General features: G+C 60.2%; 18 protein-coding genes and 1 tRNA gene. 1 reads left to right on the top strand and 18 read right to left on the bottom strand.

Going from position 1 to position 22,549, the window contains the following annotated elements; all coding sequences use genetic code 11:
• Positions 1–85 precede the first annotated feature (85 nt).
• Together AC3WP4_RS22465 and AC3WP4_RS22460 are read right to left on the bottom strand one after the other, a co-directional pair.
• The gene (locus AC3WP4_RS22465) at positions 86–328 is read right to left on the bottom strand and encodes a hypothetical protein (RefSeq protein ID WP_076030438.1); all 243 of its coding nucleotides are present in this window, start codon (positions 326–328) and stop codon (positions 86–88) included.
• 208 nt (positions 329–536) lie between these two features.
• Positions 537–613 (bottom strand) — tRNA-Val (locus tag AC3WP4_RS22460).
• Positions 614–797: 184 nt separating this feature from the next.
• Between AC3WP4_RS22460 and AC3WP4_RS22455 the strand changes: the two genes are divergently transcribed.
• Positions 798–2,081, top strand: coding sequence for an NAD(P)/FAD-dependent oxidoreductase (locus AC3WP4_RS22455; protein ID WP_102615208.1), 1,284 nt, complete (start codon positions 798–800; stop codon positions 2,079–2,081).
• A 60-nt stretch (positions 2,082–2,141) separates the two neighbouring features.
• Here the strand turns inward: AC3WP4_RS22455 and AC3WP4_RS22450 are convergent, their stop codons facing one another.
• From AC3WP4_RS22450 to AC3WP4_RS22375, 16 genes are all read right to left on the bottom strand, one after another.
• Complete coding sequence (locus AC3WP4_RS22450; protein WP_102615209.1) at positions 2,142–2,774, bottom strand: RraA family protein; 633 nt, start codon at positions 2,772–2,774, stop codon at positions 2,142–2,144.
• Positions 2,765–3,547 (bottom strand): IucA/IucC family C-terminal-domain containing protein, encoded by a 783-nt coding sequence (locus AC3WP4_RS22445; RefSeq protein WP_102615210.1) that lies wholly within the window; start codon positions 3,545–3,547, stop codon positions 2,765–2,767. The genes AC3WP4_RS22450 and AC3WP4_RS22445 overlap by 10 nt, the downstream gene beginning before the upstream one ends.
• Positions 3,544–4,335, bottom strand: coding sequence for an ABC transporter ATP-binding protein (locus AC3WP4_RS22440; RefSeq protein ID WP_074875273.1), 792 nt, complete (start codon positions 4,333–4,335; stop codon positions 3,544–3,546). Before AC3WP4_RS22440 ends, AC3WP4_RS22445 begins: the two co-directional genes overlap by 4 nt.
• Positions 4,336–4,347: 12 nt before the next feature.
• Positions 4,348–5,379, bottom strand: coding sequence for a FecCD family ABC transporter permease (locus tag AC3WP4_RS22435; protein ID WP_102615211.1), 1,032 nt, complete (start codon positions 5,377–5,379; stop codon positions 4,348–4,350).
• Complete coding sequence (locus tag AC3WP4_RS22430; RefSeq protein ID WP_102615212.1) at positions 5,372–6,361, bottom strand: FecCD family ABC transporter permease; 990 nt, start codon at positions 6,359–6,361, stop codon at positions 5,372–5,374. The genes AC3WP4_RS22435 and AC3WP4_RS22430 overlap by 8 nt, the downstream gene beginning before the upstream one ends.
• Positions 6,358–7,278: an ABC transporter substrate-binding protein gene (locus AC3WP4_RS22425; protein ID WP_102615213.1), complete on the bottom strand. Its 921-nt coding sequence runs from the start codon at positions 7,276–7,278 to the stop codon at positions 6,358–6,360. The genes AC3WP4_RS22430 and AC3WP4_RS22425 overlap by 4 nt, the downstream gene beginning before the upstream one ends.
• Positions 7,271–9,118: an IucA/IucC family protein gene (locus AC3WP4_RS22420; protein WP_102615214.1), complete on the bottom strand. Its 1,848-nt coding sequence runs from the start codon at positions 9,116–9,118 to the stop codon at positions 7,271–7,273. Before AC3WP4_RS22420 ends, AC3WP4_RS22425 begins: the two co-directional genes overlap by 8 nt.
• Before the next feature lie 4 nt (positions 9,119–9,122).
• Positions 9,123–9,896 (bottom strand): HpcH/HpaI aldolase family protein, encoded by a 774-nt coding sequence (locus tag AC3WP4_RS22415; protein ID WP_173860488.1) that lies wholly within the window; start codon positions 9,894–9,896, stop codon positions 9,123–9,125.
• Entirely contained in the window at positions 9,890–11,755 is a 1,866-nt protein-coding gene (locus tag AC3WP4_RS22410) for an IucA/IucC family protein (RefSeq protein ID WP_371916939.1), read from the bottom strand. The genes AC3WP4_RS22415 and AC3WP4_RS22410 overlap by 7 nt, the downstream gene beginning before the upstream one ends.
• 25 nt (positions 11,756–11,780) lie before the next feature.
• Complete coding sequence (locus tag AC3WP4_RS22405; RefSeq protein ID WP_074880586.1) at positions 11,781–13,208, bottom strand: DHA2 family efflux MFS transporter permease subunit; 1,428 nt, start codon at positions 13,206–13,208, stop codon at positions 11,781–11,783.
• Complete coding sequence (locus tag AC3WP4_RS22400) at positions 13,205–14,416, bottom strand: type III PLP-dependent enzyme (RefSeq protein WP_102615216.1); 1,212 nt, start codon at positions 14,414–14,416, stop codon at positions 13,205–13,207. Before AC3WP4_RS22400 ends, AC3WP4_RS22405 begins: the two co-directional genes overlap by 4 nt.
• Positions 14,409–16,193 carry an IucA/IucC family protein gene (locus AC3WP4_RS22395; protein WP_074875257.1) on the bottom strand — a complete coding sequence of 595 codons (1,785 nt, stop codon included), beginning with the start codon at positions 16,191–16,193 and terminating at the stop codon, positions 14,409–14,411. The genes AC3WP4_RS22400 and AC3WP4_RS22395 overlap by 8 nt, the downstream gene beginning before the upstream one ends.
• Before the next feature lie 212 nt (positions 16,194–16,405).
• Positions 16,406–17,782, bottom strand: coding sequence for a diaminobutyrate--2-oxoglutarate transaminase (locus tag AC3WP4_RS22390; RefSeq protein ID WP_102615251.1), 1,377 nt, complete (start codon positions 17,780–17,782; stop codon positions 16,406–16,408).
• Between the two features lie 352 nt (positions 17,783–18,134).
• The gene (locus AC3WP4_RS22385; protein WP_102615217.1) at positions 18,135–20,558 is read right to left on the bottom strand and encodes a TonB-dependent receptor; all 2,424 of its coding nucleotides are present in this window, start codon (positions 20,556–20,558) and stop codon (positions 18,135–18,137) included.
• 67 nt (positions 20,559–20,625) lie between these two features.
• Positions 20,626–21,576, bottom strand: coding sequence for a FecR domain-containing protein (locus AC3WP4_RS22380; RefSeq protein ID WP_102615218.1), 951 nt, complete (start codon positions 21,574–21,576; stop codon positions 20,626–20,628).
• Positions 21,573–22,082 (bottom strand): sigma-70 family RNA polymerase sigma factor, encoded by a 510-nt coding sequence (locus AC3WP4_RS22375; protein WP_008145604.1) that lies wholly within the window; start codon positions 22,080–22,082, stop codon positions 21,573–21,575. Before AC3WP4_RS22375 ends, AC3WP4_RS22380 begins: the two co-directional genes overlap by 4 nt.
• Positions 22,083–22,549: the final 467 nt, after the last annotated feature.

Genomic DNA, 22,549 nt, shown 5'->3' with positions numbered 1-22,549 from the left:
CTGAATCACTGGCAATCCGTGCCGCTGAAGCTGATCGGCAAACCGGGCGATCATTGACCGGTCCGAGGGCCGATGGCCAGCGCCTTCAGTCGTCTCTATCGTCACGATCACGATCACGATTGCGGTCATACCCATGATCATGGTCACGACGATCATATCGGCGGTCATACCCGCGATCATCGTCATACCCGCGGTCGTATCCACGACGGTAATCATGATCCCGATCACGATCTCGACCGTACCTTTCTCCGTCGTCCCAGTGAGGCCCACAGCCTCCCAGCAGGAGAGAACCTGAAATAACCATGAACATTATTACTGCACGCTTCATTTGAACGCCCTGAATGCAAAGTCAGCGATATGACCGTGAGGCCGCTGAATGATTCACAAGGTAGATACAACAAGCCAAATCCAAAGGCTGCCTGGAGGTGGGCGTTGAGCTGACGTTTTGAGGTGGGAGTTTTGCAAATCGCAGGCAACAAAAAAGGGCCCACCTTTCGGTGAGCCCTTCTAGACCGCCCAGCAGAGCGGATTTTGTTTGGTAGGCGCGATTGGACTCGAACCAACGACCCCCACCATGTCAAGGTGGTGCTCTAACCAACTGAGCTACGTGCCTGCTGTGAGGCGGCATTCTACGGAATTCCGAAGGGGTGTCAACACCTTTTTTCGAGCTAACCCTATGAATATGCAAAATATTTAATTTTGCGGCTGCAAAGAAGATTTTGCGGTGGCTGGCGGTCGATTTTTATCTCGGGTAGGATCGATACAACTCGTAAAATATATTAAACAGAGGCTGCAGGATGGCGAACACCCCCTACCCGGAATCCTATTACGCCGCATCGGCCAATGCGGTTCCGCCGCGCCCGGCTTTGCAGGATGACGTAGAGACTGACGTCTGTGTGATCGGTGCCGGTTACACCGGCCTGTCCTCTGCCCTGTTTCTGCTGGAAAACGGTTTCCGGGTCACGGTGCTTGAAGCGGCGAAGGTAGGTTTTGGTGCGTCGGGGCGTAACGGTGGCCAGATCGTAAACAGTTATAGCCGCGACATCGATGTGATCGAGCGCAGTGTCGGTCCCAAGCAGGCTCAGTTGCTGGGGCAGATGGCGTTCGAAGGTGGGCGGATCATTCGTGAACGGGTTGCCAAATATAATATCCAGTGCGACTTGAAGGACGGCGGTGTTTTTGCCGCCATTACCGCCAAGCAGATGGGCCATCTGGAATCCCAGAAGCGCCTTTGGGAGCGCTTCGGTCATACGCAGCTTGAACTGATGGATCAGCGTCGCATCCGTGAAGTGGTCGCGTGCGATCAATACATCGGCGGCATGCTCGACATGAGCGGCGGGCATATTCATCCGCTGAACCTGGTGTTGGGCGAAGCGGCAGCCGTCGAGTCGCTGGGCGGCACCATTTATGAGCAATCGCCGGCGGTGCGTATCGAGCGTGGCGCGAATCCGGTGGTGCATACGCCTCAGGGCAAGGTCAGGGCCAAGTTCATCATCGTTGCGGGCAACGCGTATCTCGGTAATCTGGTGCCGGAACTGGCCGCCAAATCGATGCCCTGCGGGACTCAGGTGATCACCACTGAACCCTTGGGCGACGCATTGGCCAAGAGCCTGTTGCCGCAGGATTACTGCGTCGAGGACTGCAACTATCTGCTCGACTACTACCGTTTGACCGGCGACAAGCGCCTGGTCTTCGGCGGCGGAGTGGTATACGGCGCGCGGGATCCGGCGAACATCGAGGCGATTATTCGGCCGAAGATGCTCAAGGCCTTTCCGCAGCTCAAGGACGTGAAGATCGATTACGCCTGGACCGGTAATTTCCTGCTGACCTTGTCGCGACTTCCCCAAGTCGGACGCTTGGGCGACAACATCTACTATTCCCAGGGTTGCAGCGGCCATGGCGTGACGTATACGCACCTGGCAGGCAAGGTCCTGGCCGAAGCGTTGCGTGGTCAGGCCGAGCGTTTCGATGCGTTTGCCGACCTGCCCCACTACCCGTTCCCCGGTGGACAACTGCTGCGCACACCATTCGCTGCGTTAGGCGCCTGGTATTACGGATTGCGCGACAAACTCGGCTTCTGACCGACCGACGCAAAAAAGGGGCAACTGCACAGTTGCCCCTTTTCATTTCCGCTCGGGAAGTCAGCCCCTTCGCTGATTGAGCCTCTGCAAGAATTCGGCCCTGCGCTGCTGGTCCATTTGCTCTTTGGCCAGGAGCTCGGGAAGCAGCTCGGCCGCACGCGATGCATCGAGGATGTAGACACCATCATCATCACCGATAGCCAGGTCGCCAGGCTGTACCTGAACCCCGCCCACATTGATCGACTGATTGACTTCCCCATGGGCGCCAATGCCGCGAGTCGTGTACGAACTGACGTCCCGGCAAAAGACCGGCAACCCATGGCGACGCAATGCACTGACATCCGTGACCGCACCCGACACCACCACCCCGGCCAACCCTTTGATCAGCCCGGCCAGGGTGCGCAGCTCACCCCAACAGCCACACTCCTCGTCGCCCACACACTCGATCACCAGCACGTCGCCCGGCTCACTCAGCAACAGCGCTTCACGTAAAATGCTGCCATCCGGCGGGAAGACTTTGACGGTGACGACATGGCCGACCATCCGGATGTCGTTGAACAGCGGCTTGATCCCGCGCAGGAAACCCCGATCGGAAAAATGGCCGATGGTCGACGAAGCGATCGCCTGGTAGGTGTTGAGCAACTCCGAGGTAACGAGCTGCTGGCGAGGGTTGATCTGATAACTCATCGGCATTTCCCCGGACGCAGCAGTGGGCAGGTCGAGCAATATTCAGCGGGCTCAGTTGCCAGGTAATAGAAGCAACAGGTTCGCCGAAAGCGAATGCTGCGCTGCCCCTCGTCGACCAACGTCGGCGGACGACGGAAGTGGCTCAGCGGGTTGTAATCGAGGCCGAACAGCGCAGGTTCTGCTTGGGTCAGCAACCATTTGAAGTCCGCTTCATAGCGCTCGCGTATCGATGGATCATCGATTTTCGCCATGCGTTTTTCATACAACGAATACACGCGCACGGCGCTGTTTTCCCACAGGATGCGCCGTGAAACACCACTCACCCGGTTGAAGGTTTGCCACAGCGGCTTCAACAGCCCGGCAAACAGTGACTGCACCACGGCTTCCCGCCAGGCCTCGCGCTCACCTGCGCCGTACGTCAGCGGCAGGGAATGAGCCAGCGGCATCGAAGACGTCCACAGCCCGTCATCGTGGCCGTATTCGACCACCGTGTTGTCCAGGGTCAGCAGCAGTCCTTTGTCGTACACCGACATGGCGTACAAACAGGCGCCGGTGGCCAGGAACGACAGGCGTTTGCCCAGCAGCGAGGCAGTGATTTTCCGCGACGGTGAGCCAATGACCGGGCCCAATGCGTCCAGCAAACGCTCGCACACTTCTTCCTGCAACAGGTCACGCGCCATCAGCGAGCGTAATGGGTCACGTTCGGCGCAGTCCTTCAACCGCAACCCACCGCCCAGCACGTTCCATTCTTGTGCGGTGAAGTGGCGAGCCAGACTCATTGCGGCAATTCCCGACCAAACGGGATGCACATCGGCGTACCAAAGAACGGATCAGGAATAATCCTGCAGTTGAGGTCGAACACGGTTTTGACCAGTGCCTGAGTCAAGACGTCCTCAGGCCGGCCTTGGGCAAATGCCGTACGCTCATGCACCGCCACCATATGATCGGCATAACGACAGGCCAGGTTGAGGTCGTGAAGCACCATGATGATGGTTTTGTTCTCGAGCCGGTTGAGGTCGCGCAGCAGGTCCAGCACTTCAATCTGATGAGCCAGGTCGAGGAAGGTCGTCGGCTCGTCCAGCAGCACGATGCCGGTGTCCTGGGCCAGGGTCATGGCGATCCACGCACGCTGGCGCTGCCCGCCGGACAAGGCATCCACCGGCCGATCCGCCAGCGCTTGCAGACTGGTCTGCGTCAATGCGCGATTGACCATGGTTTCATCCTCGGCCGACCACTGTTGCATCCAGCTTTGATAAGGGTATCGGCCCAGGGCCACGAGCTGGCGAACGGTAATGCCCTCGGGCGCCATTGGTGTCTGAGGCAGGATAGCCAACTCGCGCGCCACCGCCGCCGTGGATTTTTGCTGGATATCCACGCCGTTGAGAATCACCGAGCCTTGCTGCGGTTTCAACAGTCGGGCGAAGGATTTGAGCAAGGTACTTTTGCCGCAGCCGTTACTGCCAATAAGTACCGAGATCTTGCCCTTGGGCAGTTGCATGTCCAGCGCGTCAATAATCACCTGGCGCTGATAACTCAGGGTCAGGCCGCGACTTGCAATCGACGTCATACGTTGAATTCCTTAATGACGCTGTTTGATCAACAAATAGAGAAAAAAGGGCGTGCCCAGCACCGCGACGAAGATCCCGGCCGGCAAATCCAGGGGCAGGAACAGCGTGCGTCCGACCAGGTCCGCCAGCATCACCAGGTTTGCGCCAATCAGGGCTGCCATCACGGCCTGCCCAGCGAAACCGGGGGCTACCAGGCGCTTGGCAATATGCGGCGCGATCAGCCCGACAAACGCAATCGCGCCACCCCAGGCAATGGCCGCACCGGCCAACGCCACACTCACCAGCAACAAACCGGCCCGCAGCCATTGCACGCGCACACCGATGCCCTGGGCCAGATGGTCATCCAACTGTTGCACCATCACTTGACGGGCCAGCAGCACGAGCAGCGGACAAATGCCCAACAACCAGCCAGCCAGCGCCAGCGGTTCGGGCCAACTGGCGCCGTACACACTGCCGGTCAGCCAGACGTAGGCCGACAGGGTGGTGGTCAGCGGACTGAACACCAGAATGAAGGTGGTCGCGGCCGTCAACATCGCCGAGACGCCCACGCCGATCAGCACCAGCCGAAGCGGCGAGGCCCCCTGCTTCCAGGCCAGCAGATAAATGGCCAGTGTCGCCAGAGCCGCACCGAGCATTGCGGCCAGAGGCAAAAATTGTTGCCCCAACGTCGCGGACAAGAACGACAGATAAAGCACAGCAGCGGCGCTGGCACCGCTGGTGATGCCCAGCAGGTCCGGCGATGCCAGCGGATTGCGGATGATGCTTTGCAGGATCAGCCCGGATACCGACAACGCAGCCCCCACCAGCGCCGCCAGCACAATGCGTGGAAAGCGCAGTTGCTCGACGATCAACGTCAGGCTGGCGTCCTGGCTGGAAAACAGGATTCGCATCACCTCAAGGGGCGAAAGGATGACTTTCCCCAGCGATAACGAGCCAAGCATCACCAACGCCGTCAGCAGCAGCGCCGCCGCCAACCGCAGCCACGTGGAGAGGTTGACCCGCCGGGAATACCCGCCCCGGCGCCAGGTCACCACCTTATCCATAACGACCTCCACGCCGGGCCAACAGGATGAAAAACGGTGCGCCGAACAGCGCCGTCATCACCCCTACCGGCACCTCCTGAGGCAGGATCAAAACCCGCGACAGCGTATCCGCCAACAGCAGCAGAATCGCGCCGAGCAGAGCGCAACCGGGCAGCAACCAGCGATGGTCGATGGACAACCCTTTGCGCACCATGTGCGGAACCAGAAGACCGATAAAACCAATGCTGCCGGCCAATGCCACTGCGCTGCCCGCGAGACAAATCACCAGCACGCTCATCAGCAGCCGGATCAGGCCGGTTCGCTGCCCCAGCCCCGTGGCAATCTCTTCCCCGGCGTTGAGCACATTGAGCTGCCCGGCCAGCAGCAGCGCCCCCGCCAACCCGAGTACGGCGCACAGCAACAATGGCGCAGCGGTCGACAGGCTGCGTTCGGTCAACGAACCGGCCATCCAGAACAGCACCGTGTCCAGGCCATCCTGATTCACCACCAGCAGCGCCTGGCTGAAAGCGGAGAACAACGCGGCGATCGCCGCGCCTGCCAGCACGATGCGCAGCGGACTGAGACTGCCTTGCCCCATGTTGCCGATCAGCCACACCAGGCAACCCGCCACGCCAGCGCCAATGAACGCCGACCATAGCCAGGCATCCGGGGATGACAGCGAGAAGATCGAGGAAAACAGGATGATAAAAAAAGTCGCACCGGCATTGATCCCGAACAGTCCGGGTGATGCCAGCGGATTGCGGGTCAGTGCCTGCATCAGTGCGCCCGCGACCGCCAGGCTGGCGCCTACGGAAATCGCCATCAGGGTGCGCGACAGGCGCGTGGTGGTCACCAGCACATGATTGATGCTCAACGGGTCGGGATCGACAAACGCCGCGGCTATCTGTGGCAGTGGAATCCAGGTGGCACCGACCGCCAGGCTCAACACGCAGCACAGCAGCAACACGACACCCGCGCTGCACAGTTTTACTCCCGGACTCATGAAGCCACCTGCGCGGCGGCCACACGGGCCACGTCGTCGAGCATCAGGTTCGCCCCCAACATCCCGCCCGACAGACTCCACGCGACGCCATCGACCTGCCACACCTGTCCTTGCTGCGGGGCACGCATCTGCTTCCACAGCGGGTGTTGCACCAGGCTCTCGTAGTTGCGCTGCACCGCCGCGTTTTGCGCACGCAGGAAGACAAAAAAGATATCGGCATTCACCACGGCAAGGCTTTCCTTGCTGGTGAGCTTGATCGACACCCCGCTCGCCTCCCGGCTGCTGTCACTCCAGTTGAACCCCAGCTCGGTGAGCACCGAGCCCGGAAAACTCGCCGGCAGGTAACTGCGGATGTGGTCTTCGCGGATGTCCAGAATCGACACCGTGGGTGGCCAGCGTCCGGCAAATGTCTGCCGCAGTTGCTCGCACAGCTGTGCCACGCGCTGCTGCCATCGATTCAAAATCTCGTCGGCCCTCTGTTGCTGGTGTAATGCAGCGCCCATCAGCGCCAGGGTCTTTTTGAACTCGAACACTTCCTCCAGCATCAGCACCGGGGCGATCTGCTTGAGTAACGGCGCAATGCGCTCATGGCGAAAGCGCGAGGCAACGATCAAGTCCGGCTTGAGCAGCGCGATGTCTTCAAGGCTGGGCTGGGTCTCCAGTCCGACATGGGGCACCTGCTCCAGTGCCGTGCGCAAATAACGATAGGTCGGTTTTTCGCTCCAGGAATCAACCACGCCACACGGGGTCACGCCCAACATCACGGCGCAGTCGGTGGCGCCCTGAAACAGGGTGACTACCCGCAACGGCGCGGGGCCGGTCTCGGACCACGCCGGCGCAGAAAACCTGAGGGCAAGCGCCCCCAGGGACAGGCGCAACAGCGTGCGCCTGGAGGGTTCATGTCGCGGTTCAGGCATTACGATCGAGCCTGTGAAACGGGTTGACCACATGGCCTTTGCCAAACGGCATGCTGCCGGGGCCGCCCGCGCGCTCGATCATCGGGGTGAGCAGCAACTTCTGCGGCCAGTGCGGCGATTCGAATAACTGGTGCTTGATCATGATCCGCGCCTCGGCATCAAATTCGATGGTATCGATCAACTCGTTGAGCACTTCGCCCATCGCCTTCCACAATTGAGTGGCCGGCAATGCGTAGACCTCAGCCAGCGTATCGATGATGGCGCGGAGGTTGACCTGAATACCCAGTGTCTGCAACCAGAACAACAAGTCTTCGGGGCGATCGTGGTACAGCGTGTTGGCGTGCCCCTTCTTCAACCGGTAAGCCGGATCCGCCAGACCGTTGCGTTCCAGCCACGGCACGAAGATGCGCAACGAATCGTGATCGCGCAACAGCAAGCCCTGGGCGTAACCGGCCTTCCACACCAGCACCGCGTTCTGCCCGTGAATTTCACCCAGCATGCCGATGCGGAACATCCGCAGGTTGATATCGAAGAAGCTGTGGCACAGCTCGCGGAACAGGGTCATCACCGACGCGGCGTTGGCCGGCAGTTGACGGTAGGCCATCCAGTCATCGAAGAAGTGTTGATTGCTTCCGGGCAACGGCGTGCCGAGGGCGGCCATGGGCACCAGTCGGGTATCCGAATCTTCCAGCAGCGCGGGCGGATAGCCGCGCACCATGGCCGACAGGTGACGCGGCGCTTCGTCAAACAGCGTCGCGTCTGGCGGCATGAATGCCCACCATTTGGTTTCGTCGCACAGGTGCAGCGACTGCTGCAGGGTTTGATCCTTGCCCAGTGCCTGGCGTAGCAACGCCTCACTCAAGCCGCCGTTGATCATTTTCACCGCGGGCAGATAACGCGAAGCGCCCAGCGAATAGATCGCCATCGGCAACTTGAGGTAATCGGCACTGTTGAAGCACGGCGTCATCGAGCGCAACGACGAAGTGGCGAAGAAATCAGCGTCGCTGAAGTCCAGGCGATGGCAGTCACCCTTGGCGAACGCGTCGCCAAGTTGCGCCTCCAGCACATGTTCAAACTGCCACGGGTGCACCGGCAGCGCGATGTGGCTGTGGGCAATCCCTCGCTGCTGCAACTCTTGTTGCAAGTTGGCCTGCAACGGCGGCGGCAACAGGTACTGGGCGGGATAGCTCTGCGCCAGGTCAGTCACACCGCCGCCGCATTGCAGCAACGTGCGGTCGACCGCGACCCAATTGAGCGCCACCGGCCGGGCGAATTCCGCCTGGTATTGCTGATATTCGGCGTCGTCCAAACCCTGCTTGGCTTTGGCCAGCGGATGGTAGGGACGATCACGCAGCGAAGCCCACTGTTCCATCGCCAGGAAGAAGTCCGCGTTGCTCTTTTCCAGCAAGCGTTCGCTGTCGACGCGATGAGCCAGGGACAACTCGGTTTGCCGGACGCTGGTGCGCAGCACATCCAGAAACAGGGCGAAGCCTTTTTCATTGTCCGGGTAGCGATCAGTCATGCCGGCCAACACCTGGGTCGTGAAAGCCTCGGGTGACAGCGCGGTCAGCTGGTCATTCTGGCGCGCCCAAACCGGCGTGCCCGGTACTTTTTCCCATTGCTGGGTAATGCCGGGGCGCAGGGCAATGACGATGCAACCTTGGGAATCGATAGGCCATTCCCAGATCCGTTGTTCGGCGCTCAATCCGGTAAACGGCTGATCGGCCGATGACGAAGGCGCCACCAGATTCAGCGGCTCGGCCCCGAAAAAATGTTCGGCCAGCAAACAATCGACCAGATCCTGCATCACCTTGTCGGCGGCCATTGTGGTGAAGTTCATCCGATTATTTTCCTTCTGCTGAAGTGGCGGCCAATTTGGCCTGGAGGGCACGAAAAGCGATGCCACGCTCGTCACCCAAAACAAAACTTTTTACGCCGCGCGCCAACCATCGTTGGTGGTCACCCGGCTGACGCGGAATCGCGCAATACGGCACGCCTGCGGCACTCGCCGCTTGCCAACTGGAGAGCAGCGCTTGCTGCACCTCCGGTCGGTCGATCTGCCAGGGCATGCCCATCGATTGCGACAAATCGGCAGCCCCTTCGAGGATCATGTCGAGGCCGGGCACGGCGGCAATTTCTGCCGCGCGCCGCACACCTTCGGCACTTTCGATCATCGCCACGACCATGATTTGCTCGTTGGCCAGCGTGACGTACTCCGCCAGACTGTGTTTGCCAAACGCACCGGGGCGCCCGGCATTCAGGCTGCGGGTGCCCTGCGGGTGGTATTTGCAGGCTCGAATGCTTTCGGCCAAAGGCTCGGGGCCTTCGATCATCGGCAACACAATGCCCTGGGCGCCGCCATCGAGCAGGCGCAGCAGGGTTTTCGGGTTGAGATCCGACACCCGCACCAGCGGCGTCAGCGCGTAACTTTCGGCGGTGCGGATCATGTTCTCCACGGTCTCGGGATTGATCAGCACGTGTTCCATATCGATGATCACAAAATCGAAACAGGCTTCGGCAATCAGTTCGATGGCCGCTGGCGACGGAATCGAGCTGATCAGGCCGTAGACCGGCTCACCTGTCCTGAGCTTCTGCTTGAGCAGATTGGTCCTCAGCATGATTGCGGCCGGAACGCGTGCAGCGGATTCGGCACCGATTTGAAACGACGTTCGCCGTCGCCCAGCAGTCGGCGTTTGGTCAGCTCTTCCACTTCATAGAACGGCGCAAACACATCAAACGCGGCATAACGCGGACGGTGTTGCGGATGTTCAGCCTGGTAAGCCGTGATGACCTCGGCAGTCATCTGCCAGAACAGGGCCTCTTCGAGCTGATAGTGCTGATGCAGGAAGATCGCCATCTCGGCCAGGGCGATGAAAAAGAATGAATCACAGGAAAAATCCCGGACCGCATCCAGGTCGTCGGTGAGGATGAACGAGTTGCGATTGAGCTTGGCGTGGCTGGCGGGCAGCGGCACCAGGGTCGGGCACAGCTCGGGGCGACCGAGGTGTTGCGGCGAATAGCGCACGCCGTCATGGAAGTCTTTCAGGGCGATACGTTGCGGCCAGCCCTGCTTCACGATCAGAACGATGTTCTGCCCATGGGATTCCATGCCGATGCCTTCGGCGTAGAGCATGTGAATGATCGGCGACACCGCGACTTGCAGCAGTTGGCGGGTCCAGGCGTGCAGGCCGTATTGCTTGATCCAGGCATCGATAAACGGCTTCTGTTCACCGCTGCCGTAGCGGTTGTCCACGGAGCTCAAACCATTGAACGGCACCGCTTGCTCGTCGTCTTGCAGGTATTGGTGAATGCTCTCGCGCCATAGGCTGCCCATCGTGCCGTAGGCCTGGGACATCCGCGTGGCGGGCAGGTGATCGTAATCAAAGCTGACGCCGACCACTTCGCCGAGAATCACAAAGCCAAGGTCGCGGGCGGTGCTGTCGCTGCCGATCAACTGCTGCAACCAGTCGGTGATGATCGGGCCGTTCATCACCGTATGCCGGGCCAGAATTCGCGTGCTGGAGGTGTTGGTCATGCTCAGCGCGAGCTTGACGTAAGGCCGCTTTTTCTCCGTAACGTTGGCCAGGGTGCGGATCGACTGTTGCGCCTGATACCGGTCATTGGTGGTGCCCAGATGGATCACTTCGCCGCTGACCAGCTCCGGGTAGAACACCGGAACGATGATGTTTTCCCACTGCCACGGGTGCACCGGCATCAGCCAGTAATCGCCCATCGCCTTGCCTTGATCGGTGAGGCTTTCAGCCAGTTCCTGCCAGCGCTGAAGTCCGAATTCCTGCTGGATAAAATCGTCGTAATTCAGGTGCCGCGAGATGTTCATCGCCCCGCAGGTTTTCGCCACTGCCAGCCAGACGATGGCAACAGGCGCGGCAAATTCCGGTCCGTAGCTCGCGTTGTCTTTCAGCGAGAAGCCGATGCGCGATTTGTAGCAAGGGTGATAGCTGTGGGCGTCCATGAAGTGCTGTTCCAGCGCATCGACGTCCAGTTGATGGGATGGCTTGGCCGCTTGATAACCCTGACTGCGCGATTGCAGATCCTTGAGCATCGTTTGTTCAAGCTCATGGGTGAAGCGTGGCAGGTGCGGGCTGTCCTGGAGTTCGCTCAGCAGCTCCGCCAATGCTTGATGGAGGTGCGGCCGGCGGCGTGCGCCCAACGCGTCAACGCGTTCGAGGCTGGCATAGTCGACGCGGATCAGCTCGAAGCTTTCGCTGAGCAATCCATTGCAGTGGTACTCCACCGGTTGTTGCTGCGCGTCGATACCGCTGACAACAAAACGGTACTGGCCGCCATCGAGGGGCGAATGGCGATACGGCAAGACGTTTTCATACAACAGCGTTTGCAGCAGTTGACCCACCACGCGCTGTTCCACTTGCTGATAGTGGCGCGGATCGGCCGTCGCCAGCCAGACGCCTGGCGCAGAATCCGCAGCCTGTTGTGTTGCCTGTGAAGAAGTCGCCATAGTCATAACCTTGTCCGTGAAAGAATTAACGGTGTTCGAGGGCCGAGGGCAATGCCTCGGCCGGCTCGTCGGATGCGTGAACGGGAAAACGCCAGGCACAGGGCAATGCCAGCAGGATGAGGATGCCGGTGGCCATGAAGACCTCGCTGATCGCCCCCGAACTGGCCATCGAAGCCACCCCGCCCCCGGTCTCGGCAGTCAGCCGGAGTTCCAGCCACAGGGACGCAATCACGATGGCCAGCGACGAGACGAGACGACGGGAAATGTTGTTCATCGCCGCGCCTTGAGTGACCATCGGTTCCGGCAGCGCATCGAGCCCGGCGGTGGTGATGGGGATGTAGGACAGGCCCAGCCCGGCGCCGCGGACCATCATCAGGAAAAACACCACACCGATTGAAGCGCCAGCCCCCAGCATGCCCAATCCCAGCGTGGCGCCCCCGGTCAGCAGCAACCCCCAGAACACCACGCCGCGCGGGCCGTGACGGTCCAGCCACTTGCCGCCCAGATGCCCGAACAGGCTGGCGAACAACGCCGTGCACAGCAGCGACAGGCCGGTCCAGATAGCGCTGTAGCCCATCACCACTTGCACCAGCAGCGGCAGCAGCACCAGGCATTCGAACATGCCGACCGACTGCACCACGGCGATGATCACGCTCAAGCGATAACCGCGCAGGGCAAAGATGCGCAGGTTGAGCAGCGGCGAAGTCCGGTTCAGTTCCAGTCGAACAAACGCGACCAGACACACAATGGCTGTCAGCAGCATGCCGAGGTTGAGCGGATCAGTGAGGGCCTCGGCATGGCGCAGGCGGCCAACGGCAATCATCAGCAGGCCGATGCCCGTCGCGATCAACAGGTAACCCGCCAGGTCGAAAGGTTTGCGTTCCAATGCTTCGCAAGCCGGCAGCACGCCGACGCCAAGGATCAGCGCCAACAGGCCAATCGGCACATTCATCAGGAACAGCGAGCGCCAACTGAACCACTCCAGCATCAGGCTCCCGCACAAGGGCCCCAACGCCGGCGCCAACATGACCGCCGCCCCCCACAGGCCGGTGACCCTGCCCCGCTCGCCCTTGGCATACACCGAAAAAATGATCGCCAGCGACAGCGGAATCATCAGCCCGCTGGCAATGCCTTGCACCACGCGCGCGGCAATCACCAGCGCGATGGAGTTGGCCAACGCCCCTAGCAGCGAACCGCAGACAAACAACGCCACGCCCCACAAATAAAGGGATTTGCGCCCCACCCGCTGGCTGAGAAAACTGGTGAGCGGCATGGTCATGCCCATGCTCACCATGAACGCGGCCACGATCCAGGTGGCCAACAGCGGGCCGATATCAAAGGCCTCCATGAACGCTGGCAACGCCGGATTCAGCGAGCTGTTGTTCAGGCTGACCGTCAACGTGCCCAACAGCACGTTGACCACCACCAACCAGCGCGGCACGGCAAACGTCAATCCCACGGTGCGACTCCGGCTTCTTGCACAAACACCTGCGGTGGTCGCGGATGACAGAGGAAATCGGCGTGGGAGATGTTGTAGCCATAGGCACCGGCCAGGGGCAGTACCAGCATGTCGCCGATCTCCACCTCCGTGAGCGGGCAATCGCGGCTCAGCACATCCTTGGGCGTACAGAGTTGCCCAACGACCGTCCACTGCTGTTGTGGCGCTGTTGACGTGACGCGATGCCGGGGCAGATGAATGACCGGGTGATCATGGCCCTGGGCAACCGGCAAACGGAACTGATGAGTGCCGCCCCGACAGACCAGGAAGTGCTTGCCGTGACTGGTTTTCCTGTCCAGCACTTCAATGGCGTAATAGCCGCAGAAGGCGCTGATGAAACGACCGGGCTCAAAGCGCACGATGGGCGCATCGGCACAGGCGGCAAGGCTCTGCGCCAAATGCGTACACAAGCGCTGCCAGTCGAATTGCTGCGGCCCGAGGTAATTGACGCCGATGCCACCGCCCACGTTGAGGTGAGTGACCGCTGCGGGATCGGCCGACAACGCCTTCCATTGCGGCCAGCGCTGCAAGTACAGATCGAGCAATTGTTCATGGCGTTCCACCAGCGACTGATGGGACATCGCATGCACATGGAAGCCCTTGAGCCGCAGGTGGCTGGCGTTATCGACCCAACTCACCGCCTGAGCCAGTTGCGACTCATCGATCCCGAACGGTGTCGCCGTGCCGGCCATCGCCAGTTTGCTGGAGAGTGGTGACGGCAGTTCAGGATTGATCCGCAGCAAGACGTCTTGCACGCGCCCCGCTTCCAGTGCCAACCGTTGCAGGCGGACGATCTCATTCAGGCTTTCGATGTGAATCGCTTCGACCTGATGTTGCAGCGCCGAACGCAGATCGGAATCCAGTTTGCCGGGGCCGGAGAAGATGAATGGCTTGCGCGTCGGGCAGGCTTGGAGGCGATCGATCTCGCCGCCGGAAGAGATCTCGAAGCCATGCACCAAGGGCGCCACGGCGGCGAGGATTTGCGGTTCGCTGTTGGCCTTGATCGCGTAGTAAAGCTCCACGCCGTCGGGCAGCGCCGCCATCACCTGCGTCACGTGCTGTTTCAGCGCGTCCAGGTCATAGATGAACAGCGCCAGCGGATCTTCGTGTTGAACGCGGGCTTCGTCGATGGCGGCCAATACCGTTTCGGGCAACTTATCCATGCTTGGCTTCCTTGCCCCACGGGGACACCAGACTGACGTAGCTGGCCTGGCGATCGGCCTTGGCTGCGAGGCGGACTTTCAGGTTGGTTTTGCAGGCAATCGGCTGACCGGCGATCAGGGCATCCAGCTCCGGCGCAGCGCGGGTCAATTCGGCGCGGATGCTGACCAATTGCTGCTCCACCCGTTGCCACATCAGCGGCGCCAGGTGCGGACGTTCCCAACTCAAGGCCAGTACAGCCTCGGACAAGTTGTTGACGAACAGACAATAGACGATGCGATTCCAGCCTTGCTGGCGAGAATACAGCAGCGACTCGCGCACCCGTGGGTGAACGTCTGCATCGATCCGCGAGGCCCCCAGTTCGTCGGTCAGTTTGACCCCTTCGAAATCCCGCAGCAGCAAGCGTTGCGGGCGACCGTTGTCATGCACCAGCACGCTGTTCTGCAAGTGCGGTTCCATGACGATGCCGTGGTTGAAGAACAGTGCCAGCACCGGCCGTAGCAACAGCGCCTGATAGTCGTCGAACCAGCTCAACAGCGTTTGATCGTCGATGTCATTGCCGTTGAACCGGCTCAGGAACTCATGCACCAACGGCGGCAAATGCAGGCCACGAGCGAACAACGTACCGGCCATGATGCTGCAGTCGGTGCCGGTGTCGAGGCAGAAGTTTTCCCGCAGGATTGCCCCGGTCTGTTCGCGGAACCAGTGGTTATCGGCTTCGCTGGCCTGTTGCGGCGCCCAGCTCAGGTTGCCCGGCTCAGCCACCACCGACAGCCCGCCCAGAGTTTCGGGTTGGGTCAATTGGAGGTTACGAAAGACCCGGTCGATCATCAGTGCGCTTTCCAGTTCGTACCAGGCGTTTTTCCTGACGCAGTTGGTGATGCGCACGTTCAGCGAGCCCTTGATGAAGAACTCATGGCCCTCGATGTACCAGGTTCGGATGGACGCCGTGGGGTTGGCCATCAGCCCTGTGGCGCCAAGATCGACAATGGCCGCGGATTTCAACAAACGCTGAACCCGGCCATCCTGCATGAACAACTGCGCCTGCACCGGATGCATGCAGATAACCGCGCGCCCTGGCCGTGCCTGCGCTTGATCGGCAAAACCGGCCAGCACTTGGGCCTTGCTCAGGCCGTTGGCCCCGACGTTCAATCCTTCCAGCGGCACCTCGAACAGGTGCAACGGCGTGCGAGCCTGGAATTCCGGGGCGTAGGTTTCCTGGGCCAGATGCGCTGGCCACAGGCGCGCCTTGGGTGCCGGGTGGTTCGGATGACCGAACCACAAGCCCTGTTCGCTGGCGAGGTAACCACTGAGCGGTGCCGGGTGCTGACCGTCCATGTTGTGGCCGACGATGGCCGCGGTCAGCAACTGGCTTTGCAACACCTGATCCAGCAACTCATCATTGCTGGCACGGGTCATGTGTTCGCAGGCCGCGAGCAACTGCTCGACGAATTCGGTGAATCTCAGGCACGACCAGTCGCCCTCGCCACGCCGGGCATAAACGTCCGACAGGTAACGGTGACTGCCCAGACCATCACGGCGGTCCACCATCACAAAGAACTGCTGCTGGTTGGGCAGGCTGATGGTCAGGGGAATGCCCTTCCATTCCAGGCCCTCGAGGTAACTGCCCGGGGGGATACCTTGCATCTGTGTCGGCCAACTGTAACTGAGGCAGTTTTCCGGCAAGGCGAACTCTTTGATCAAACAATTAAGCAACGCGCGCGTCGTCGCCAACTCACTGACCATATTCGATAAAACACTGCGATCTGGATGATTCATGGGTGCTCCACAATAGCCCGCGAGGCCACTGGACACGTTATATGGCGAAGAAATTAGTTGCTGATCGATCTGTTTAACAGCCGACGAAACCCCACGTAACGACATCACTTCATTGAACCTTTTTAAACAATCAGATGAACATCAAAGTTACTCGCAGCACTGCCATCAAACAGTGATTCGACAGACTGCCAGCGCAACTTCGATTGACTCATTCAAGGGCGCAACTGCAATAACGCTGCCGCCATTGCATTATCAAAACGCTGGATGACTTGCTGGCATTGTTCATCGTCGATAATCAAGGGCGGCAACAAGCGGATGACATTGCCCTTGCGACCGCCGCGTTCCAGCAACAGGCCTTGTTTGAAGCACTGTTGCTGAATGGCCACGGCCAGCGCCGGGTCCGTCGGGAAATGCCCGTGGCGATCAGCCGGCTGGCGCTCATCGACGATCTCGATGCCCAGCATCAGGCCACGACCGCGCACTTGGCCGAGGGCTGGATAATGCGCCTGCAACTCGACCAGTCGGTCCTTGAGCCACTGGCCCTGGCGCTCGGCCTGGGCGGCGAGGTTTTGCTGTTGCAGCACTTGCAACGTGGCCAGCCCCGCGGCCATGGCCATCTGGTTGCCACGGAACGTCCCGGCGTGATTGCCTGGCTCCCAGGCGTCGAATTCACGACGGATGCCCAGCACCGCCATGGGCAAACCGCCACCGACCGCTTTCGACATGACGATCAGGTCCGGCTCGATGCCGGCGTGTTCGAAGGCAAACATCTTGCCGGTGCGACCGAAACCGGTCTGCACTTCGTCGAGGATCAGCAGGATGCCGTGCTTGCGCGTCACCTCACGGATCGCCCGCAGCCAGCCCGCCGGGGCACAGTTGACCCCGCCCTCACCCTGCACCGCTTCAAGGATCACCGCCGCGGGCAGTGACACGCCGCTTTCAACGTCTTCGATGAACTGGGTGAAATAGTGGGTCAAGGCCTCGACCCCGGCCTCACCGCCAATGCCCAGTGGGCAACGGTATTCGTGGGGGTACGGCATGAACTGCACCCCGGGCATCAGGCTGGCGATGGCATTTTTCGGCGCCGTGTTGCCGGTCAGGGCCAGGGCGCCGTGGGTCATGCCATGGTAGGCCCCGGAGAAACTGATGATGTTGTTGCGCCCGGTATAGGTCTTGGCCAGTTTCAGCGCAGCCTCCACCGCATCCGCCCCGGACGGCCCGCAAAATTGCAGGCAGTAATCGCGGCCCTGGTTCGGCAACAGGCTGAGCAGGGTTTCGCTGAAAGCGTCCTTGACCGCGGTGGTCAGGTCCAGCGTGTGCATCGGCAGGCCTGAGGCGAGGAAGCTGTCGAGGCTGGCCATGACGGCCGGATGATTGTGCCCCAGGGCCAAAGTGCCGGCGCCGGCCAGGCAGTCGAGGTAAGTATTGCCCTCGACATCGGTCACCCAGAGCCCGTGCGCCTTGGCAATGGCCAGCGGCAACTTGCGTGGATAACTGCGTACATTAGATTCGAACTTGCTTTGTCGAGCCAAATAGTCGGCATTGGTCTTTTGCAAAGGATTAGAGTGCAATACGCCATCATTCAACATCGCTTCACCCTCGTTAAATTCGATATGCAACTTATTCTCATTTGAGAGTTGTTGCAACTAATTCTTACTACCGATTTGGAAATTTACATATAGCGATTTGAACTACTTTAAAAATAATCAGGCACGCAAAAAACCAAGTTAATAAACCTGGTATGAATTCCGGAAGTGCCAATGTCTGGCCATGATCTTGTAATGTTACTGACAACTTATATATAGGCTATCGACAAATAGCGACTTATACGCAAGTGTCTTGATTGTTCATTAACTGAGGGTGTGCATATGTCCTTCCTCTATACGAATCAGGTCATCCAACAATGGCGCCCCGCTCCCTGGGGCGCATGACACGGGTGAATCAGAAGTCGACGGTCGCCGAAAGCAGGTAGGTGCGCGGGGTCGACAGCGTCAAGCCAGGCTCGCTGTCATCTGAGGCTCCGGCCGAACTCCAGTAGCGCTTGTCCGCCACGTTCTCGACATTGGCACGCAGGGTGATGTTCTTTTCCTCGACCTTGAACGCATAGCGTGCGCCCACGTCGAAACGCTCCCAGGAGTCGATTTCCTTGTTGTTGGACTGGTCCAGGTACTGCGAACTGGAATAGATGCCGCGACTGGTCAGGGTCAGGCCCTGAACAGTCGGCACGTCCCACTCGGCGCCCAGGTTGACGTTGTATTTCGGCGTGGCCGGTGCCCGGTTGCCGTCGAAGGTGCCATTGGTGGTGTCATTCAACTCGCTGTCGATGTACATGACGCCGCCGAGCAGGCGGAAGCCATCGAGTGGCTCACCGAACATACTCAGTTCCACACCCGTGTTCTCACGCTTGCCGTTGGGGCCGAAAACGCGGGTCGTGGCATTGGTCTCGTAGGCCGGCTGCTTGATCCGGAACACGGCGGCGGTGACGGCGAACGCACCGGCGTCGTACTTGGCACCGACTTCGACCTGGCGGCTGATGAACGGCGGGAAGATCTGGTCCTCGTTAATCGAGGTCGACGGCGCGATCTTGCCTTGGCTCAGGCCTTCCATGTAGTTGGCATACAGCGACAGCTTGTCGGTTGCCTTGAACAGGATGCCGCCCGACGGCGAAACCTTTTCCTCGTCGTAAGCGGTATCGCCTCTGACGTTATCGGTCCAGTCGTCAACCTTCACGCGCTGCCAGCGGGCGCCGAGGGTCAGCAGCAAGCGGTCATCGAAGAAACCCAGGGTGTCGGACAACGCCACGCCGGTGGACCGGTTCTCGGTATAGACCTCCGAATCCTGTCGCGTGGGCCTGCCAGGCGTTGGTGTTTCAACGGGGTTATAAATGTTGCTGTTGCCCGCGGCATAACGGGCGCCGCCATTTTCGAAGTCCATGTAGTAATAGCTGGCGGCCAGGTTGACTTCATGGCTTACCGGGCCGGTACGGAACCAGTTGCGCACACCCGCCGTGGCCGTGCGGACATTTTCGTCACGGGTGAAGTCACGGGGTAGAACGCTGAAATTGCCGGCGTCGTTGATGACTGAAACGGCATGTCGGAGGAATTCATGGTTACTTTTGCGCGCGCCCACGCCGCCGTACAACATGACGGAGTCGTTGACATCGAATTCAGCGTTCACCGTGCCGAACGTGTCGTTGGTGCTCGCCTTGCTCCAGGGCTGCGCATAGTTGCGTCGCACATCGCTGGCATGCGGCACCTGCGCGTTAGGGCCAACCTGTACGCGCTCCTGCGGTGCGTCGGTATCCCGCTCGGTGCGCCCAATGTCTGTCGAGAGTCGCAGGCGTTCACCGCGAAAATCCAGGCCCAGCACGGCCATCTCGCGGTCGACATTCTGGTGATCCCATTCGGTGTCGCCGGACTGCTTCACGCCGTTGAAACGAAGACCGAACTTGTTGTCTTCACCAAAGCGCCGGCCGACATCCACGGCACCACCGACCTGGCTGTCGGAAGCGTACATACCGGTAAACGAAGTGATAGGTTTGTCGGTCGCGCGCTTGGGCACCACGTTGATCCCGCCGCCCACGCTGCCCCGCGGCGAGATGCCGTTGATCAGCTGGGTCGGGCCCTTGATGACATCGACGCGGTCAGCCATCTCCATGTCGATCGTATAGGTCGGCAGCACGCCGTAGAGGCCGTTGTAGGAAACATCACTGTTGAACAGGCTCAACCCTCGAATGGTGAACTGCTCATAGCGCCCACCCGCCGGGTTGGTGACACGAACCGAAGGATCGCTGGCGATCAGGTCGCCCAAGGTACGCGCCTGCTGGTTTTTGACCACCTCGCTGGTGTAGGTGGTCATGCTGAACGGCGTTTCCATAAAGTCTTTCGAGCCCAGCAAGCCTTGCGACCCGCGACGCGCGACCTGGCCGCCGACATACGGATCACCGTGCTCCGAGTCAGTGGCACCGACAATCGAGGTGGCGCCCAGTTGCAGGCTGCCGCCTTCTGGCGCCAGGGTCAGGATGTACGCCTCTTCACCCACTGGCTGCAGTTGCAGACCGGAACCCTGCAAGAGTCGGGCAAAGCCCTCCTCGACCGCATACTCGCCGGAAAGACCAGGGCTGGTGCGACTGCCCACCAGCGCCGGGTCCACCGACAGATTGACCCCGGCCAGACCGGCGAAACGGGTCAGCGCTGCACTGAGGCTTCCTGCCGGCACCTGGTAACTGCGTCGAGGCGCGTCTTCGGCCCAACCGGCAGTGATGAACAACGGACAGGCACTCAGACTCAGCATCAGACTCAAGTGCAACAACGGGCGCAACCTGGAAGAACCCAGACGCGAATTGCAAGGCATCACTACGGGCATTGAGAATCTCTCTGATTTCGTTTCACTTGCCTTGAATGACAAGCGACGCGAAAAAAGGGGACAAGCTTCAGACATTATTTTTACGCGGCAGTAACGTGACCCAGTAACGGGTTCGCCTCTGCACTTCCAGCGGCAAGCTGGCGGCCAGCAACGTCAGGATGCGATCGGTGTCTTCCAGACGGAAACTGCCGGTGACGCGCAGGGATTCGAGCTCCGGTTCCCAGCGCAACAATCCCGGCCGATGGGTGCTGAGTTCGCGCAGAAAATCGCCCAGAGGCTGGTTCTGCGCCATCAACACGCCGTCGCGCCAGCCTGGAGCAAGCACATCGAAAGGTTCGGTGCGCCCCGCCCCCATCGCCTGAAGGCTGACTTGCTGACCTGCACGCAATGAAAAGACCGGTCCGCGCAACGGCTGCAATTGCACCGCACCTTTAAGCACTGAAACCTTGCACCCCGTCTGCCCCTGACGAACGCACACTTCGCTCTGACTGACGACCACTTGCCCGAAGTGCGTCTGGATCGTCAGTGGCGATGTGCCAGGCACCTTCAGCGCTATTTCGCCTTCCACGAGTGTCAGTCGCCGATTCTTCAGGTCGATATCGACGGCACTCGCGGTATTCAATTGCAGCGAGCTGCCATCGGCCAACTGGACTTTTTTGCCCTCCCCGGTCGCGGTTCGCAGGTCAGCGCGCCAGACATCCAGAGGTAGCTGCCGGCTGATCAGCCAGACAGTTGGCACAAACGCCACCGCCCCCACGGCGCGCTTGAGCACCGTGCGCCGACTCGTCTGCGGCCGATCCAGGCTGGCCATGGCCAGTGCCGACGGCAGGTCGGCAAAGCGTTGACGCAAGAGCTGGGCTTTCTGCCAGGCTTGTTCGTGACTAGGGTGGCTGTCACGCCAGTGCTGCAGATTGGCACGATCGCGCTCGTTGGCGGCGCCTGACTCCATAAGCGCCAGCCATTGAGCGGCGGCCCGCACGACTTGCCGGGCTTCAGCCGAAGGTGGCGAACCGATCACAATTCCACCAGCAGGCAATGCTCATAGGCTTGCGCCATGTAGCGCTTGATTGTGCGCTCCGAGACTTGCAGGCGTTCAGCAATCTCGTGATAACCCAAACCCTCCAACTGGCTCCAGAGAAACGCTCGTCGCACCGCGGTCGGCAATCCATCGAGCAACTCATCCAGGGCTTGCAGGGTTTCCAGCAGCAACCAGCGTTGCTCGGGAGACGGCACGCAATCCTCAGGCAGCAGCGCCAGCGCACTGAGGTAGGCCTGTTCGAGGCTGCGGCGCTTATAGAAGTTGGTGAGCAGTCGCTTGCCGACGGTCGCCAGATAGGCGCGGGGTTCTTGCAGGTCAGCGATGTGCTGGGAGCTGGCGAGTAAACGCACGAACGTATCCTGGCTCAAGTCCGCCGCATCATGGCCATTGCTCATGCGTCGTCTCAACCAGCTTTCGAGCCAGCCACGATGGTCGCGGTACAGGTCGTGAAAGGTTTGCGCCGCCGGCATCGCTGCATCACTCATCTAAAGGAACCCTGCGCGAAGAAATATTTTAAATGCGACTCATTCTAATTAGTGTTGATACTTCAAACCAAGCCCTTTATGCGTTTTGCCCCCAGGAAAAATTTGACTACGCGAATGAAAGACAGGGGTTTCTGCCACGCAGCCACCGGCTAGTCAGGGCTGGGCGTTTATGGCGGGATATCGTCGAGAGGAGGAAGAATTAGACACGCGGCGGCATTTGGCTGGCAGATGCAAATGCCCTTGGTTGCGAAGACAAGGAGAAAAGCCAAATCGCAGGCACAAAAAACCCCGGTCTTTCGACCAGGGTCTTTGCTATCGACTCGAAGTAGGCACTGGCTTTAGCAGTAACTTTCTTCGTAGCTCCAAGGCGTTCAGTGGGCCTTGAGGCAGATATGGCGCAGCGGACGGGACTCGAACCCGCGACCCCCGGCGTGACAGGCCGGTATTCTAACCGACTGAACTACCGC

The sequence above is a fragment of the Pseudomonas sp. FW305-20 genome (assembly GCF_058788075.1).
The sequence above is the reverse complement of the archived record's forward strand: the minus strand, read 5'-3'. Positions and strand labels throughout refer to the sequence as shown.